15 protein-coding genes are annotated in these 15,889 nt (G+C 42.5%); 6 read left to right on the top strand and 9 right to left on the bottom strand.

Features of this window, described 5'->3' with window-relative positions; all coding sequences use genetic code 11:
• Positions 1-429: 429 nt before the first annotated feature.
• Complete coding sequence (locus IHE35_RS08550) at positions 430-1,953, top strand: TerC family protein (protein WP_242787008.1); 1,524 nt, start codon at positions 430-432, stop codon at positions 1,951-1,953.
• Between the two features lie 497 nt (positions 1,954-2,450).
• The gene (locus IHE35_RS08545) at positions 2,451-3,110 is read left to right on the top strand and encodes a hypothetical protein (protein WP_242787007.1); all 660 of its coding nucleotides are present in this window, start codon (positions 2,451-2,453) and stop codon (positions 3,108-3,110) included.
• A gap of 30 nt (positions 3,111-3,140) precedes the next feature.
• Here IHE35_RS08545 and thiM read toward each other — a convergent pair whose 3' ends face one another.
• From thiM to IHE35_RS08530, 3 genes are all read right to left on the bottom strand, one after another.
• Complete coding sequence (gene thiM, locus IHE35_RS08540) at positions 3,141-3,968, bottom strand: hydroxyethylthiazole kinase (protein WP_242787006.1); 828 nt, start codon at positions 3,966-3,968, stop codon at positions 3,141-3,143.
• Positions 3,969-4,001: 33 nt separating this feature from the next.
• Positions 4,002-5,165, bottom strand: coding sequence for a hypothetical protein (locus IHE35_RS08535; RefSeq protein WP_242787005.1), 1,164 nt, complete (start codon positions 5,163-5,165; stop codon positions 4,002-4,004).
• Positions 5,166-5,319: 154 nt separating this feature from the next.
• Positions 5,320-5,577, bottom strand: a complete 258-nt coding sequence (locus IHE35_RS08530) for a hypothetical protein (protein ID WP_242787004.1) — start codon at positions 5,575-5,577, stop codon at positions 5,320-5,322.
• Between the two features lie 392 nt (positions 5,578-5,969).
• Between IHE35_RS08530 and pepN the strand changes: the two genes are divergently transcribed.
• Positions 5,970-8,582 carry an aminopeptidase N gene (gene pepN, locus IHE35_RS08525; RefSeq protein WP_242787003.1) on the top strand — a complete coding sequence of 871 codons (2,613 nt, stop codon included), beginning with the start codon at positions 5,970-5,972 and terminating at the stop codon, positions 8,580-8,582.
• A 200-nt stretch (positions 8,583-8,782) separates the two neighbouring features.
• The gene (locus IHE35_RS08520) at positions 8,783-8,992 is read left to right on the top strand and encodes a hypothetical protein (RefSeq protein ID WP_242787002.1); all 210 of its coding nucleotides are present in this window, start codon (positions 8,783-8,785) and stop codon (positions 8,990-8,992) included.
• Positions 8,993-9,049: 57 nt separating this feature from the next.
• On the opposite strand, the gene IHE35_RS08515 is transcribed toward IHE35_RS08520, so the two are convergent.
• Positions 9,050-9,496 (bottom strand): universal stress protein, encoded by a 447-nt coding sequence (locus IHE35_RS08515; protein WP_242787001.1) that lies wholly within the window; start codon positions 9,494-9,496, stop codon positions 9,050-9,052.
• Positions 9,497-9,608: 112 nt separating this feature from the next.
• A complete protein-coding gene (locus tag IHE35_RS08510; RefSeq protein ID WP_242787000.1) occupies positions 9,609-10,052 on the bottom strand; it encodes a universal stress protein in 444 nt (147 codons plus the stop codon).
• Positions 10,053-10,319: 267 nt separating this feature from the next.
• Here IHE35_RS08510 and IHE35_RS08505 point away from each other — a divergent pair, with 267 nt between their 5' ends.
• Positions 10,320-11,345 (top strand): alpha/beta hydrolase, encoded by a 1,026-nt coding sequence (locus tag IHE35_RS08505; protein WP_242786999.1) that lies wholly within the window; start codon positions 10,320-10,322, stop codon positions 11,343-11,345.
• Positions 11,346-11,355: 10 nt separating this feature from the next.
• Here the strand turns inward: IHE35_RS08505 and IHE35_RS08500 are convergent, their stop codons facing one another.
• The 4 genes from IHE35_RS08500 to IHE35_RS08485 form a co-directional block, all read right to left on the bottom strand.
• Complete coding sequence (locus IHE35_RS08500) at positions 11,356-12,528, bottom strand: benzoate/H(+) symporter BenE family transporter (protein WP_242786998.1); 1,173 nt, start codon at positions 12,526-12,528, stop codon at positions 11,356-11,358.
• Positions 12,529-12,651: 123 nt separating this feature from the next.
• Positions 12,652-13,302 carry a leucine efflux protein LeuE gene (gene leuE, locus IHE35_RS08495; RefSeq protein WP_242786997.1) on the bottom strand — a complete coding sequence of 217 codons (651 nt, stop codon included), beginning with the start codon at positions 13,300-13,302 and terminating at the stop codon, positions 12,652-12,654.
• A 67-nt stretch (positions 13,303-13,369) separates the two neighbouring features.
• Positions 13,370-14,353: a transaldolase gene (gene tal, locus IHE35_RS08490; RefSeq protein WP_242786996.1), complete on the bottom strand. Its 984-nt coding sequence runs from the start codon at positions 14,351-14,353 to the stop codon at positions 13,370-13,372.
• An 81-nt stretch (positions 14,354-14,434) separates the two neighbouring features.
• The gene (locus IHE35_RS08485) at positions 14,435-15,331 is read right to left on the bottom strand and encodes a LysR family transcriptional regulator (protein ID WP_242786995.1); all 897 of its coding nucleotides are present in this window, start codon (positions 15,329-15,331) and stop codon (positions 14,435-14,437) included.
• Between the two features lie 98 nt (positions 15,332-15,429).
• Here IHE35_RS08485 and aceI point away from each other — a divergent pair, with 98 nt between their 5' ends.
• Positions 15,430-15,861 carry a chlorhexidine efflux PACE transporter AceI gene (gene aceI / locus IHE35_RS08480; protein ID WP_242786994.1) on the top strand — a complete coding sequence of 144 codons (432 nt, stop codon included), beginning with the start codon at positions 15,430-15,432 and terminating at the stop codon, positions 15,859-15,861.
• The last annotated feature ends 28 nt before the right edge of the window (positions 15,862-15,889 follow it).

The following is a 15,889-nucleotide window of genomic DNA, read 5'->3' as shown; positions in this document are numbered from 1 at the left end:
GTCATTCTTCACTCTGATATTGAAAAATTTGCTACTTAAGATCCTGAAGATATCTCTAAGCAGTCTCTCTATTTAGGCAGATATCTGAGAAAAGCTGGTATTGATATTTCTGATGAGAGGGTGATTGTTTATGAAAACTGATGAGTGACTTGGAAAGCAACACCTGTTTTCCCAGATCAGCTAAATCAATACGACGACACATGCTAGTGAAGCATTGCAAAACAATCCTGGCTTTTAATAGCTGACTGTTGTGTATAGACTTATGTATAAACAAGTATTTACCGAATTAATATGAAAAGACCATTACAAATTAAAAGCTTTGTGCATAATAAGAGAGTCTTAAGTCAAAAAGGTTAAAATCATGGATCCTTCGCCGTGCGTTGATCTTCCATCTTTATTTCTAGCTTACTCGAACGGGGTAATTATCTAATGGAGTTTTTATTAGATCCCGGAATCTGGGTGGGTTTAATTACACTTATTATTCTTGAAATTGTTCTAGGTATTGATAACCTAGTCTTCATTGCCATTCTGGCTGAAAAATTACCTCCTGAACAACGCGATAAAGCCCGTGTGATTGGTTTATCTCTGGCGTTGTTTATGCGTTTAGGATTGTTATTTGCAATCTCTTGGTTGGTTACTCTAACCGAACCTTTAATTACCCTATTTGATAAAACATTCTCTGGCCGCGATCTGATCCTGTTAGGTGGTGGCTTGTTCCTGGTCTATAAGGCTGTGGGGGAACTGCATGAGAAGATGGAAGGCAAGCCTGAAGTCAAAGTCACAACTAATGTCGTTTATGCAGGTTTTACTGCCGTTGTTGCTCAAATTGTGATTCTAGATGCAGTCTTCTCGCTCGATTCGGTGATTACCGCAATTGGTATGGTCGACAACATCTATGTGATGATGGTGGCAATGGTTGTAGCAATGATGGTGATGTTGTTGGCATCCAAGCCATTAACTGCTTTCGTAAACCGTCATCCAACCGTCGTTATTTTATGTTTGAGCTTCCTGTTACTGATTGGTATCAGCCTGATTGCAGAAGGTTTTGGCTTCCATATTCCTAAAGGCTATATTTATTCAGGTATTGGCGTAGCCATTGCGATCGAAGCATTTAACCAGTTTGGTCAACTCAATGCTGCAAAGCATGAAGCGAAGATTCCGCTGCGTAATCGTACTGCAGACTCTATCCTGAAACTGATGGGCGGAAAAATCGAAACGCATGCGACAGAAAAAAATGAAGCACAACAAACCTTTGCCGATGAAGAGCGCTATATGATCGGTGGTGTGCTGACTTTGGCGGAACGTTCTGTAGCCTCTATCATGACACCGCGGGGGCAGATTTCTTGGGTAGATCTTGAGGATAGCCCGGAGCAGATTCGTGAAAAAATCTTATCGGTACCACATAGTCTGTTTCCGGTCTGTCGTGGCAGCCTGGATAAGGTGATCAGCGTTGTTCGTGCCAAAGAATTGCTGGATGTATTGGAAGATCCGGAAGCATTAAAAGCATTGATTAAGCGTCATCGTCCTATCTTTATCTTTGAAAATATGAAGGTTATTGATGCAATTAATACCTTGCGGACCTCTAAAGGTTCTTTGGTTCTGGTGAGTGATGAATTTGGTCATGTGCAGGGTCTGATTTCACCATTGGACGTATTTGAAGCGATTGCAGGGGAATTCCCGGATGCAGACGAACAGCTGGATTTAGTTCGTGTGGATGATACACATTGGATTGCTTCAGGTATGCTGGATCTGTATCAGCTGGAATTAGAGCTAGGTATGCTGGATCTGATCGAGGAAGATGCCGGTTATATCAGTGTTGCAGGTCTGATTCTGGATAAAAGCAATGGTCATGTAGAAGTTGGTACGACCCTGGAATATCAACAGGTAACTTTCCAAGTGACTGAAATGGAAAGCAATCGTATTAAATCAGTGAATATCCATTATCAAGCTTAAGTTTGATGTTCTGACTTAATCTGGTTTATCCAAGCAAAGCCAGTGAGTACTTACTCACTGGCTTTTTTATACCCAAATACTGTGATACAGACAGTAGAATAATTTTAAGCTCGGAAATTAATCAGAGATCTAAAAAACTATAAAAATTGCTTACTTTATCCAAAAAATACAGACTTAAAATACAAAATCGAATAAAACCTGATATATATCACATTATGGTTCTTTAATATTTATTAAATTCAACAACTTAAATTTATAGTGAGCTATTTGGTAACTGATGAGTCTGAATATTGTGTATAAGAACTTAAAAATCCTATGTTAATTTGCCAAACAATAAAATTTACTAATCACACGCTTTTAGCTAAGAATCAGTAGAAAAGTATCATGAATTAACTGATCTGCCTGCCGCTTCAATGGATGACATACATGAAAATCAGAGAAACCCTCATTGATTTTGCCGCTTTGCCAGCCCAGCAGAAACACGATTTTTTCAGCAGATGCTGGAATTTGATCAACTCATTTTCCCTTTTGCGCCAGTTGAACAGTTATATCAATATGTGCATGCTCCAGAAGCAGTGTCTGTACCAGTCATACAGTATTTTGTTGGAGAGAAGCTGATTGGCCAGAATATTATGCCAATTCTCAAATTGCAGCTGCAGGACAAGCCTATTTTTGTGGTAACTTCTCGTGCCGGAGTGCTCGAACAATATCGGCGTAGCACTCTGACTTTAAAGATGGCTATTCGTGTGGCTCTGCACCATCATCTACGTTATCCGGCTATTCCATTTTGGTTTGTCACCACCTTGATGCAACCGAAGGTCTATACCTTTTTTGCATCACGTAGCCGTTATTTCTATCCAGGAAAAGGCGATACCATGCCGAACGCTCATCAAGCCGTACTTGAGCTGATGCACAGATATAAGTCTCAGGTAGAAAAACGTGGGCAGGGGATTTATGTTGCACCAGCACTGATGCCTAAAGTCACCCCGGATCAGCTGATCCGACTGCGCAGACGTAGTGATGTTCATTACCAGTTCTTTATGCAGCACGTGCCAGACTATTTTGAGGGGAAAGGGTTGGTGTGTGTTTGCCGGCTGGATTTCAAAACGATTTTTGAAACAATGATGAATCTGGCTTTCGGGAAATCTGTGCACTAGGCACAGCTTCCCTTAATTAAAATAAGTAAATCAAAGCAGCTTAAAATCTGCATGTTGGCGAATGATTTCAGGATTCAACAGATGAATTTGATCGATAAAGGCAACATTAAAGCTGCCTAGCGTGGATGCGATTTCAGCAGCCCGTTTACCGGCAATTGCGAAATGCAGATGTGCAGCAGTTGCGGCAATGACTGGGGTTGCCACAGCACTATAAGCTGCAATCAATGCGCCCAAAGCGCAACCCGTTGCAGTGACACGCGGCTGTAATTCTGATCCGCCCATTACCTTAATCACAGGATAATCTTGCGAGATGATGTAATCAGACTCACCGGAAATGGCCACGCATTGGCATTGTGTCAGCAATGATTTAGCTTGCTGATAGACTTCTGAACTGTCTAAGGTTGTACCTACGCCTTTGCCTGTCACCTGTTTGCCTGCCAGAGTGCCGATTTCAGAAGCATTGCCACGTACGATAGTCGGCTCAAATGCCATTAATTGATCAGTTACTTCTGAGCGCCAGTGCAGAATTGCCCCATAACCAACAGGATCGAGCACCCAGGTTTTTTTGATCGTATTTGCAGTCTGTGCAGCAATCAGCATAGCCTGAACTTGTTCAGAAGTTGGTGTTCCCAGATTCAAACTGACAGCTGCTGCAATTCGGGCAAAATTTTCAGCTTCGAAAGGATTGTCAATCATGGCTGGTGCGGCATTCGCAGCCAACAGAATATTTGCTACATAATTACTGGCAACTGCATTAGTGATGATATGCACTAAGGGTTGCTGTTGCTGTAGTGCTGTCCAGGCCTCACAAACACTCTCTAGAATGTCATGGTGCAGTTGGGAAAAATTTGTATTCATGTTGATATTCACAGTGCGTCTGGGCTGAATCCATCAGCGGGTAAAATAATGATCTTGATGTTTGCAGTTGCGGCAGCAGAGACTGACATAGTCCGTGGCATCATAATCCACGGTCAGTTCCTCGGAACCACAATACATACAGCGTTTATTAGAATAAAATTTTAAACGAGGCTCAATCTGCTGCCATGAACGCCAAATTGGCTGGAAGAAAATATTTTCATCATAGCCAAGGAAATGAAAGAACAGAATTGCACTCATTTTGCTTAAAGGCAATTGCGGTGGGCGTGGCAGGGTAGACGTTTCCCATTTTTCATTGATGGCGCGTTCACGGTACTGTTGCAAGGTTTTTTTCAGCAAATTGGTATTGATGAAATTTTCATTGCGTGCTTGCAAGACTTTCTGTTTGTATAAATATTCCAGCGCCGTTTGTACCAGATAATAGATCTGTCCCACTGCCAATACATCCAGCATCCGATAGCAGAAGGTCTGAAAGCTTTTATTGCCCGCAATCTGAATGCCCCAGCTACGACAATAGAACTGGGCAAATTGAATCACTTCCTGATACAGCAGAAAATATAGGGTTTCTTTGACTTCATCTGCACTTTTAAAAGGCACACCTTTGCTTAAGTTCTCAAAGAACCAATGGCGTAATTGCTGGGTAATACTGAATAAACTCGGCTCTGAGTAACCATCCAGACGCACGTTAATATAATAATGCTGCTGATCAGCATTAAAGTCTTTTAGGCTCAGGATATTTTCCTTGCTGAGGCGTTTGACCAGCGCATTTTGCATCAAATAATTTGGACTGATGTTGTGATATTTGATCTGATCCCAGTCTATATATTCAGCGTGCTGGCTGTGTTCATGCACATGATCATCCAGAATGGCCAATAGAAACAGCTTGTTCAAAAAGCTGAGCTGACCTAATTCATATTGATGCACATCCTGTTTGCTTTTTTGATGCTGACGATTTTCCTGCAGACGTGTTTCCTTCATTTGACGTCTACGATTGGCCAGGCATTTTTCACAGAAGCAGTTATGTTTTTGATCAGGATAAAGCTGATGATGACAATGACTGCATTCGTGATAATTCAGTTCCTGATCAAATTGTTCTGCCTCGACCCAGTACATCGCTGCCTGACACAAGGGACATGCGGTACTTTCATCGAGCTGTTTCTGCAAAACATTAAGGGTCATATCAACTAACAATAGAAAAATGAAGAAGGAAAATCATTATACACAGTGCGGCTTGAGTAGGCGTGACTCAAGCTAAAGATTTCATTATGAGCTAAACATCAAATACGAAAAAGGACCACTCAAGTGGCCCTCAGTTATCGTTTTAAATTGGTCTTTAGACTGGACAAGGTAAGCTTTCGTCTTCTTCACCCAGATGTTTGGCATGAATTAAAGCCTGGACTTTTTTAGGCTGAATCTTTTTGGAACCCAGTGCATCATAGCTGTTCAGAATGGCGCCAACTTCATAGGCCTGCATCTTGATGCCTTCACAGCTCATAAACAGGGCAATCACTTTATGGTCAATGTTGGCTTGATCGAGTGCTTGTAGTGTCTTGATGTTTTCAACACGTACGATATGCTCTTTTAAATACATAGCTCACCTCATTTTTTGTTATATACATTCAATGTGTTGTCATAATTTTCGCCTGTAGCTGCTTGGCGAGTACTTCATATTGGCACATATATAAGTAGCAAGAACCATGCTCAAAATTTGCTAAAACATTCTGCATAGCTTATTTATTTATATTAACTTTAATAAAATCATTTTTTTATATAACTGTAAAAAAATATGACATTGTTAAAATAATGACTGTATTCAACATTTCACCTGAATAACTGCTGCTCTTTTAAGCAGAATGAATTGAAACTGGTGCAAAGAATGCCCATATTAGTTTCAAACAGTGAATGACACACACAGTGTTTGCAACTTGGCGTATGATTTAAAGACTATAAATGTCGATTTCGACAAGATAATCAGGACATGACATGAATATTGCGGCTAATTCAGCGATCGAAGCAGATCAAACCATTTATTTAAAAGACTATCAAAAACCTTCTTATATCGTTGACTCGATTGAGCTGAATATTCAGGTCTATGCAGATCATACGCTGGTCAGTTCTACACTGGTGATGCAGCGTCAGACCGAAGGTGATCTGGTTTTACTCGGGCGTGATCTGGAACTGCAATCAATTCATGTTAATGGTAAGCCACTTTCTGAAAGTGAGTATAAGCTTGATGCTGAACAGCTGGTGCTTACTAATGCACCGGATAATGCCACGATTGAAACCGTGGTTCGTATTCATCCTGAATCCAATACCCAATTAGAAGGTTTGTATCAAGCCAGTTCAGATCTGTTCGTAACGCAGAACGAACCAGAAGGCTTCCGTAAAATTACCTTCTATCCAGACCGTCCGGATGTCCTATCTGTTTTTACCACACGTGTAGAAGCAGACAAGAAATTCCCGGTACTTCTTGCTAACGGTAACCTGATTGAAACTGGTGAAGCAGGCGAAGACCGCCACTATGCGATCTGGCAAGATCCAACTAAAAAGCCAAGCTATCTGTTTGCCTGTGTGATCGGTGATCTGGCTGTGATGAAGGATCGCTATACGACTTCTGAAGGCCGTGATGTAGCACTGGAAATTTATGCCGAAGAAAAAGACATTCCAAAATGTAAAATTGCCATGGAAGCCTTAAAGCATTCTATGCGTTGGGATGAAGAACATTATGGCCGTCCTTATGATCTCGACAATTATATGATTGTGGCCACCAGTGCATTCAACATGGGCGCAATGGAAAATAAAGGCTTAAATATCTTTAATACTTCATGTGTGCTGGCAGATGAAGAATATACGACTGATGCTGCGATCATGCGAGTACAGTCAGTGATTGCACATGAATATTTCCATAACTGGACCGGTAACCGTATTACCTGCCGTGACTGGTTCCAGTTGTGTTTAAAAGAAGGTTTGACTGTATTCCGTGATCAATCATTCTCGGAAGATTTACAGTCTGCAGCCGTACAGCGTATTGATGATGTGGCGGTACTGAAAGCGCATCAGTTCCCTGAAGATTCAGGTCCATTGTCACATCCACCACGCCCAGATCATTTTGTCGAAATCAATAACTTCTATACTGCGACAGTTTATGAAAAAGGTGCGGAAATTAACCGCATGATGGCGACCTTGCTTGGTAAGGCAAAATTCCGCATGGGTACGGATGAATATTTCCGCCGTCATGATGGTGAGGCAGTCACGGTTGAAGATTGGGTTGCAGCATTAAGCGCAGGTTCTGGTGTCGATCTCTCCAGTTTCCTGATCTGGTATAACCAGCCAGGTACCCCAAAACTGGAAGTGCATGGTGAGTATGATGCAGAAGCACAGACCTATTGTTTGAACTTCAAACAAAGCCTGAAAGCACATCCGAAATATCCAAATCTGAAAGCGGTACCGATTCCGGTGGCATTGGCTCTGTTCGATGCCGAGAGTGGTGAACAGCTGACCTTAAATGCAGCAGCGCTGTTTGAAAATGGCGTCAAGGATGGCGTATACCTGTTTGATCAGGATCAGGCACGTATCGAATTTACTGGTGTAAAAGCAAAACCAGTGGTGTCATTACTGCGTAACTTCTCGGCACCGGTCAATCTGGAATTTAATTATTCGGATAAAGAGCTGGCATTCTTGCTGCAACATGAAACCAATGGTTTCAACCGCTGGCAGGCGACTCAGACTTTGCTTGAGCGTATTCTCTTGAATGATCAGTCTGCAGCAGAGATTTATGTTCAGGCAATGCTGAATACCTTGCCGAGTGTGATTGAACAGGATCCATTGCTGGCATCACGTTTGTTTGATGTACCGACCGAAGGCTATCTTGGCAGTCGTATTGATGTGGACTACCGCCCAAGCAAGATTCAGGAAAAACGCAATGCCTTGCTGAATAAATTAGCGCGTGCACTTGGTGATACTGCCAAAGAAATTTACCTGTCTCTTGATCCGGATCTGCAATCTGATTTCTCTCAGGCGATGGGTACCCGTGCACTGAAAAATATCATGCTGATGATGATGGCGCGTGAAGGAGATGAAGCAGCATTTGAGCTGGCTCAGCAACAATATGCAAATACGGGCAATATGTCTGAACGCCTTGGTGCGCTGCGTGTACTGGTATGGAATGATGCACCACAAGCACAAGCGACGCTGGAAGATTTCTACGCGCGCTTTAAAGATGAAGCCCTTGCTCTGGATCAGTGGTTCATGTTGCAGGCTGCACATCCGGACGCCACTGCTGCGACCATTAAGGCGCTGACTGAACATCCAGATTACGATCTAAAAGTACCAAACCGTATCCGCGCTGTCAGCGGTGGTCTGAATGCAAACCCAGTGAATACCTGGAGTTTTGGTGTACAACATTATATTACGCTCGCCAAATATCTGGATGAGAAAAACCCGATTGTCGGTTCACGTCTGCTTCAAGTTTTATCTCGTTGGTACACTTTGGCTGAACCACAACGTGAGGAAGTAAAAGCTCAACTTGAGGCATTAAAACCACTGGTGAAATCTAAAAATGTTTGTGAAACTTTGAACAGCATGCTCAGTGTTTAATTAAACCTTGTTGAAAAAGCCGGATTTGATATCCGGCTTTTTTATTTAGAACGGCAGTAATATTTATTCAATATGTTATTAAAGAAAGTATCTATTAAATTTTGTTTTACCATAAGAACACATATCGAAGTATGTGTGACGCCATTTTCAGGCGCTCACGATGTAAAGATCAATATGATCTGATAATTGGGCGAATTGAAATGTTATTGAAAATTGAAGATGGATTTTATTTAAATACTCAGCACATTATTGCTGTGCGAGTAATCAAGGACAGTATGCGTGGAGTATTCGAACTTCATTTGGAATACACACCAAATTCGGTACAGAAATCTGGCGAATATATCAAAGTGTTCAGCTCCCAGTTGGAAGCGGAAATGTTCCTCAACGACTTGAACCAGAAAATTCGCTAGTTTCTAGAAAAACAAAAAGCCTGTCATTTAGACAGGCTTTTTGATGGGGAAGGGAATTTATTCTTTCACGATCAGTATTGGAGTTTCAGCCAAGCCCAGTACATTTTGTGCCACGCTGCCTAAAATCAGTTTTTGCATTCCTTTACGACCATGCGACCCCATCACAATCAAATCCACAGGTAATTCATGCGTGGTTTGCAGAATACCTTCTGAGGGTGAAACACCATGCAGAATCCGAATATCCAGATCTATCCCTTCACGCGTAAAGGTATGTTTTAAATCATTGAGCCTATCCAGTGCGTTTTGCTCGGCCTGCATAAAATAATCGGTGACGGCTGGTGCAACCTTGTAAAAATCCACTCCAGAAAAAGGATCAACCGCAATGACGCTGATTAAGGTCACTTTGCTGCCAAAAACTTTTGCAATATCGAGCGCATGTTCCGCAGCCGCATAAGAGATAGGCGATTCATCAATTGCGACCAGGATATGTTGATAATGATTCATAAAAATTCCTGATAATGATGCACGCTTGGAAACAGAACACAGCTGTAGCTGGCGTGATGAATGATTGCAGTGCTTTAAATGTACTACGCATCAAGTAATACGCAGAACCAGATTATTTTTTAATGATCAGCACAGGTGTTTCCGAAGCACCCAAAACGTCTTGTGCAAAGCTGCCCAGAATGATCTTTTGGAAGCCTTTACGGCCATGTGAACCCATTACAATCAAATCTGCACCAGTTTCTTCTGCAGTGTTTGCAACATGCTCGGCATTGACTAAACCTGTCACAATATGTGATTCAGCTTCTACACCTTCTTCTTGGGCAATGATGGTCGCTTGCTTCAATGCTTTCTTGGCATTGGCATGTGCTTCAACAAAATATTCTTTCATAATGGCAGAACTGTAGTAGAAATCTGCCTCGGTAAAAGGATTTTCTGCAATGAGACTCACGACTGTCAGTCTGCTACCAAATGCCTTGGCAATTTTTGCAGCATGACGTACTGCTGAAAAGGAAATTTCTGAACCGTCCACAGGGACTAAAATATGTTGATAGGCCATCTTATTTATACTCCGGTTTCGTTTTGGTCTTGCTTTAAACTATTGATAGCACAGTGATGAGGGGGGTTCAATTGCAAAATACTAAAAAATCTGAAAATACATTAAATTACAGTGATATATTTACAAAAAACTGTAGACTGATTGGCAGATAAAACAGACTGAAATGCCCGGATTTTAAACAGGTTTCATCAATCTGTATTAAGCTGACTTCGTTCAAATTTATAGCGTGTTAAAACTTGGAAAGTTATTCGTGGAAATATTCAAGATATGGTGAATACACATATAGTCAGGGCAAGAACAGGATTACTCGGCTTAATCTTTTTATGTGGGTTATCTGGCTGTCAGAGTACGGCACAAAACACTAAAATTATTGCCACTGCTTTTAATATGACCACGGCTGTGCAGCAGAAAATCCTGGATCGTTATGCGCCGGACGATGTCATTGTGCAGCAAAATATTTTCTATGATTCTGATCGGCGGCTGGGTCTGGACTTATATCAACCACAGCATATTGCTCAACTGGAACAGCGTCCAACAGTGATCTGGATTCATGGCGGTGGCTGGATTTCTGGATCTCGGGAACATGCACGCGGTTATTTTAAGCAGCTGGCATCAAAAGGTTATAACGTGGTGTCTGTGCAATATCAGCTTGCTCCTCGGTCAACTTATCCAAGTCAGCTACAGCAAATTAATAGGGCATTGGCTTATCTGCAGACGCATGCTTCGCAATACAAGATTGATCCAGATCAGCTCTATCTGGCTGGAGACTCTGCGGGCGCCAATCTCGCCAGTCATTATGCGGCCTTGTTAACCAATCCAGTTTTCGCCCAAAACTCTGATTTTATTCCATCGATCCAGCCTGCACAGCTTAAAGGACTAATTCTGCACTGTGGTATTTATGACCTGAACGCGTTTGTGGATACGGCACCAGAAAAAATCAAACTGATTGAATGGGGTGTTCATAATATGGTGCAGGCCTATACAGGAGATCGCCGGCATGATGCGGAGTTCCTGAAACAGATCTCACCTATTCGGCACATTACCTCAAATTATCCGCCTGTGCTGATTAGTGGCGGAAATAAGGACTTTCTCACAGAAACGCAGTCTTATCCATTTATGCAGGTCTTGAAAGCGAATCAGGTTCCGGTAAAGGAAATCTTTTACCCAGAATCAAAAACCTGGCTGATTCATGAGTATCAGTTCTATATGGGTAAAAAAGAAAGCCAGCAGACTTTTGAACGGACGCTTGAATTTCTGCAATCACCCACTGGTGTATTATCCACCCCTAATTGAGATAAAGGTCTTAATAAGTTTTACGCCATTTAAAGAACAGGTGTACCACTAGGCCAAACAATAGCCCCCAGAATGCAGAGCCGATCCCGAGGAATTGCACCCCTGAAGCACTAAACAGGAAAGTTAATAGTGCTGCCTCGCGTTCATCCATTTGGCCGAAAGCAAGTGTAATGTTATGTGCAATGGTGCCAAACAGGGCAATACCTGCCAGTGCAGTAATAAACACAGCAGGGAAGGCTAAAAGAATACTGGTGAGTGTTGCTGCAAATAAGCCCATGAGGATATAGAAGAAACCACAGCTCATGCCAGCGATATAACGTTTCTTGCTATCTGGATGGGCCTGATCATCCAGGCTGATCGCGGCGCTAATCGCTGCAATATTGACGGCAAAACAGCCAAAAGGAGCCAGTAAGGTTTGAGCAGTACCGGTCCAGCCAATCAGCTGATTCACATGTGGCGTATAACCATAATTTTTAATCATTGCTAAGCCAGGCAAATATTGCGATGCCATATTAATCACAAAGAGTGGAAAAGCCAGACCAAGAATCGCAGTCCAGGAAAATTCAGGACTGATCCAGACTGGATGAGCCAGAGACCAATGCAGACTTGGTGGATTGAAGCCCAGAAATATTGGACATAGAAGTACACCAGCAATTACGGTAACGACAATGCTATATCGCGGTGACAGCCGCTTGGCAATGACATAGGCAGCGAGTAGGGACAGGATAAAGCCCAGCTCGTGCTGTAGGCTGGCGAACAGACCAATGCCGAATTTAAGCAAGACTCCAGCCAACATTGCGCTGGTTAGACTTTGCGGAATAGCATGCAGGACTTTCTCGAAAATACCCAGAAAACCGAAAATGGCCGTGATAAGGCCACAAATTAGAAAAGCGCCTAAGGCTTCAGCTAGGCTATAACCTGTGCCGGTTGCCAAGATCAAGGCTAAACCCGCTGTCGACCAGGAGGTGGCCACTGGATATTTAAACTTCCAGGAAAGAATGAGTCCACAAAGACCAATCCCGATACCTAAGGCCCAGAACCAGGAAGTAATCTCTGAGGTGTTTGCGCCCAAGAGTTGTGCGGCCTGAATTACCAGCACGGAGGAAACGCTGATACCCACTAAAAAAGTAATAAAGCCGGCAAAGACTGCGGGCAGGGAGAAGTCTTGAAGAAATTTTTGCATATCCGTTGCAGGGTGAATCAGTATGAATGAAAAGTGAACTCATCATACGCCCTTAAAGCATGCCCTTAAAGGCAAAAACAACCTAAATCACGTATCGTTCTAAACTGTAGGAACATGATGTTTTTACAAAGTTGAGGTTGCCAGTTTTAGCCCAAAGCCACAAAACAGGATCGCCACACTGGCTACACAAAGTGAAGTCAGACGATAACGATGTCCAAAGAATTGAGCCAGCGTAGCACCTGAAAAAATCAGGATACTGAGATAAGACATGCTGATAATCTGCAATATGATTGCCAGAATCGTAAAAGTCAGTGCAGGGTATGGATAGGCTGGATCAACAAATTGCACAAAGAAAGACAGATAAAACAGAATCGCTTTGGGATTCAGAATACTAATGGTCATCGCCGTGCGGAAGGGATGTAAATGCTCCAGATTCTGCTCGGCTTGCTGGATCTGTGCATTGCTATGTACGGTATTCCAGGTATGGTAAGCCGCAATCAACAATTTAATACCCAGATAGCTCAGATACACCGCACCAATAATTTTCAGAATAGTAAACAGGACCGGAAAAGCATGCAGTAAAGATGCTGCCCCAAGTGCGGTCAGGAAAATTAAAACCATATCTCCAGCATAGACACCGAATGCGGCCCGATATCCGGTTTTAATCCCGTAGCGAGAAGCTACCGACATGACGTAGAGGGAATTCGGTCCGGGTAACATCACAATTAACGCTGTTCCAATGATAAAGGTCGTTAAATCAGTGATACCAAACACGCAAAACCCACATACAAAAAAGCCGATGCGGCATTATACCTGCATCGGCTTATAGCTGAATTAAGATTTAAGCCTTAATTTCTGAATCTGTTGTAAAACTTTGGCTTAACAGGGTAGATAGCTGTTCACGTGCTTTAATAAAGCCTTGAATACCCGCTTCCAGTAACTGGGAAGCCATTGGATCTTGTTCTAGTTGCTGTTTAAAGTCTTCCTGGCTAATTGGAATTAAAGCCCCTTGCTTTGGCACATGGTCCGAAGACAACTGCGGCTCAACGACACGGTGATCCTGTTCCAGTTGATCGAGCAGGTTGGGTGCAACCGTTAACAGGTCGCATCCAGTCAGACCCAGCACCTGATCAATACTACGGAAGCTGGCACCCATCACTTCAGTTTGAATACCGTGTGATTTATAGAAGTTGTAAATGCTTTTTACCGATAACACGCCTGGATCTTTTTCTATCGGGTACTGATCTACACCTTCAGCTTTTTTGTACCAGTCCAGAATACGGCCAACGAATGGCGAAATCAGGGTAACTTTAGCATCTGCACAGGCATGTGCCTGATGCTGACCAAAGAGCAGGGTCAGGTTGGTATGAATGCCTTCTGCTTCCAGTGCACGTGCTGCCTGAATACCTTCCCAGGTCGATGCGATCTTGATCAGGATGCGGTCTGAAGAAACGCCGTATTGTGCATACAGTGCCAGCAATTCTTTGGCTTTGGCAATCGTCGCTTCCGTGTCATAAGACAGGGATGCATCAACTTCAGTTGATACTCGACCTTCAATCAGTTTAAGAATTTCCACACCAAATTTAACCGTAAGAATGTCAATAGTGCGTTCAATCAGTTCATTGCCTACATAAGCTTCGGCTTTAGCCTGTGTATAGGCATCTTCAATCAGAGCCTTGTTTTCAGCCTGATTCGCTGCAGCAGTAATCAGTGAAGGATTGGTGGTTGCATCGAGTGGACGGAATTTTTCAATCGCAACTAAATCACTGCTGTCCGCAACAATGGTAGTGAATTGTTTTAGTTGGTTTAACGCACTTTGTGTCATTTGGATCTAGTTCTTAGGTTATTGCTTATGCATTCTGTTATATCACAAAGTGCTTATTTCCCAAGTGTTCACTGACTATTTTCAGTAACTAATCTGTGTTTTGCGTTGATTTCTGATGTGATTAATCAAAAAATGTGCAGCTTGGCCGAGTTTGGTTTCACGGCTCCAGACCAGATCGACAAAATAATCAAACTTTGGGGTGAAATCATACAGATTCAGAATATACAGTTGTTCCTGAATATGTGGATGTTCATGCAGCATTTCCATCGGTAAAATTCCCCAGCCCAGACCCTGTTTAATCAGTCGATAGGCGGAGTGATGGTTGTCGGTACGCCAGTAGTTTCTGGAAAATAACAGTTCTGGCTTGATCAGATGATCACGGCTGGCAACCACAATTTGACGACTATTCAGAATCTGTTCATAGCTGACCTGATCAAGCTGACTCAAAGCATGGGATTTTGCTGCAACGGCAACAAGCGTTTCTTTTTTCAGCTCTACAAATTGTTCCCGGGTTTCCAATTGCTCTCGTTCAAACATCAATGCCAGTTGGGCAGCGCCTTCAAATAGCAGACGTTGAGCATCTTCTTGTGGGGCAGAGAATACATTGATTTGTAAATCTGGAAACTTTTGTTCCAGCAATACAACATAATCGGTCCAGCGTGTGTGTAATAGCTCAGATACGATCACAATATTCAGTTCAGACTCTAACCCTGAGCTTAATGCTTGAGCATGCTGCTTCCACTGATTCATTTCAACCAATAGCTGTTCAGTCTTTTCATACAGCACTTGAGCTGCTGTCGTAGGTTGTGGCTCACGACCAACCCGTTCGAAAAGCTGTAAATCCAGATCAATTTCCATATTGGCAATTGCCATACTCACCGCGGAGGGCACTTTGCCAAGCTTGCGTGCGGCTGCCGAGAAGGAGCCAGTCTCTATCACTGCTTTAAACAGCAGTAATTGTTCCTGATTAATATTCATATTCTTATCTATCAATATTTTTGAAAGATTCTAACTCGAATAATCAAATAATTGAAAATAAACTAAGCAATATTGTTAAGTTATTTGAGTAAGCAGAAATGTTAATTTCAAGCAGAAGGATTGTGCATGCATTGAGCTATGAGGTCATTCTGTTAATCATTATTGCCATTGCCTTGAGTTATATCTTTCAGCTGCCGATGGAAGTGACTGGAACTTTAGGTGTGGCCATGGCAGTCACTTCCGTCGTCTGGAATATGCTGTTTAACCATTATTTTGAAAAGATCGAGGCGAAACGTCAGCTAAAAAGAACTGTTAAAGTGCGTATTGCGCATGCTATCGGTTTTGAAGGTGGCTTGATGCTAGCGACTATTCCGATGGTGGCCTATGCTTTAGAAATGAGTTTATGGCAGGCAATTTTGACAGATTTGAGTTTGACGCTATGTATTTTGGTCTATACCTTTATTTTCCAGTGGTGCTATGACCAGATCGAAATAAAAATGGGAATTCGTCCTGAATATGCTAAAAGTTGATTTGTGTTAAAGCACTGTATGATCAATA

It is taken from the genome of Acinetobacter sp. ASP199, from assembly GCF_022700675.1.
In the GTDB taxonomy this organism is placed as follows: domain Bacteria; phylum Pseudomonadota; class Gammaproteobacteria; order Pseudomonadales; family Moraxellaceae; genus Acinetobacter.
This window is presented reverse-complemented; position numbering and strand designations above follow the sequence as displayed.

Bases quoted from the DNA above. Each gene is read 5' to 3' on its own strand.
- IHE35_RS08530 (WP_242787004.1), bottom strand. From the start codon at position 5,577: ATGTATTTAAAAGAGCATATCGTACGTGTTGAAAACATCAAGACACTA.
- thiM (WP_242787006.1), bottom strand. From the start codon at position 3,968: ATGAATACAAATTTTTCCCAACTGCACCATGACATTCTAGAGAGTGTT.
- IHE35_RS08535 (WP_242787005.1), bottom strand. From the start codon at position 5,165: ATGACCCTTAATGTTTTGCAGAAACAGCTCGATGAAAGTACCGCATGT.
- tal (WP_242786996.1), bottom strand. From the start codon at position 14,353: ATGACACAAAGTGCGTTAAACCAACTAAAACAATTCACTACCATTGTT.
- IHE35_RS08505 (WP_242786999.1), top strand. From the start codon at position 10,320: ATGGTGAATACACATATAGTCAGGGCAAGAACAGGATTACTCGGCTTA.
- IHE35_RS08500 (WP_242786998.1), bottom strand. From the start codon at position 12,528: ATGCAAAAATTTCTTCAAGACTTCTCCCTGCCCGCAGTCTTTGCCGGC.
- IHE35_RS08550 (WP_242787008.1), top strand. From the start codon at position 430: ATGGAGTTTTTATTAGATCCCGGAATCTGGGTGGGTTTAATTACACTT.
- aceI (WP_242786994.1), top strand. From the start codon at position 15,430: ATGTTAATTTCAAGCAGAAGGATTGTGCATGCATTGAGCTATGAGGTC.
- IHE35_RS08545 (WP_242787007.1), top strand. From the start codon at position 2,451: ATGCTGGAATTTGATCAACTCATTTTCCCTTTTGCGCCAGTTGAACAG.
- pepN (WP_242787003.1), top strand. From the start codon at position 5,970: ATGAATATTGCGGCTAATTCAGCGATCGAAGCAGATCAAACCATTTAT.
- IHE35_RS08485 (WP_242786995.1), bottom strand. From the start codon at position 15,331: ATGAATATTAATCAGGAACAATTACTGCTGTTTAAAGCAGTGATAGAG.
- IHE35_RS08520 (WP_242787002.1), top strand. From the start codon at position 8,783: ATGTTATTGAAAATTGAAGATGGATTTTATTTAAATACTCAGCACATT.
- IHE35_RS08510 (WP_242787000.1), bottom strand. From the start codon at position 10,052: ATGGCCTATCAACATATTTTAGTCCCTGTGGACGGTTCAGAAATTTCC.
- IHE35_RS08515 (WP_242787001.1), bottom strand. From the start codon at position 9,496: ATGAATCATTATCAACATATCCTGGTCGCAATTGATGAATCGCCTATC.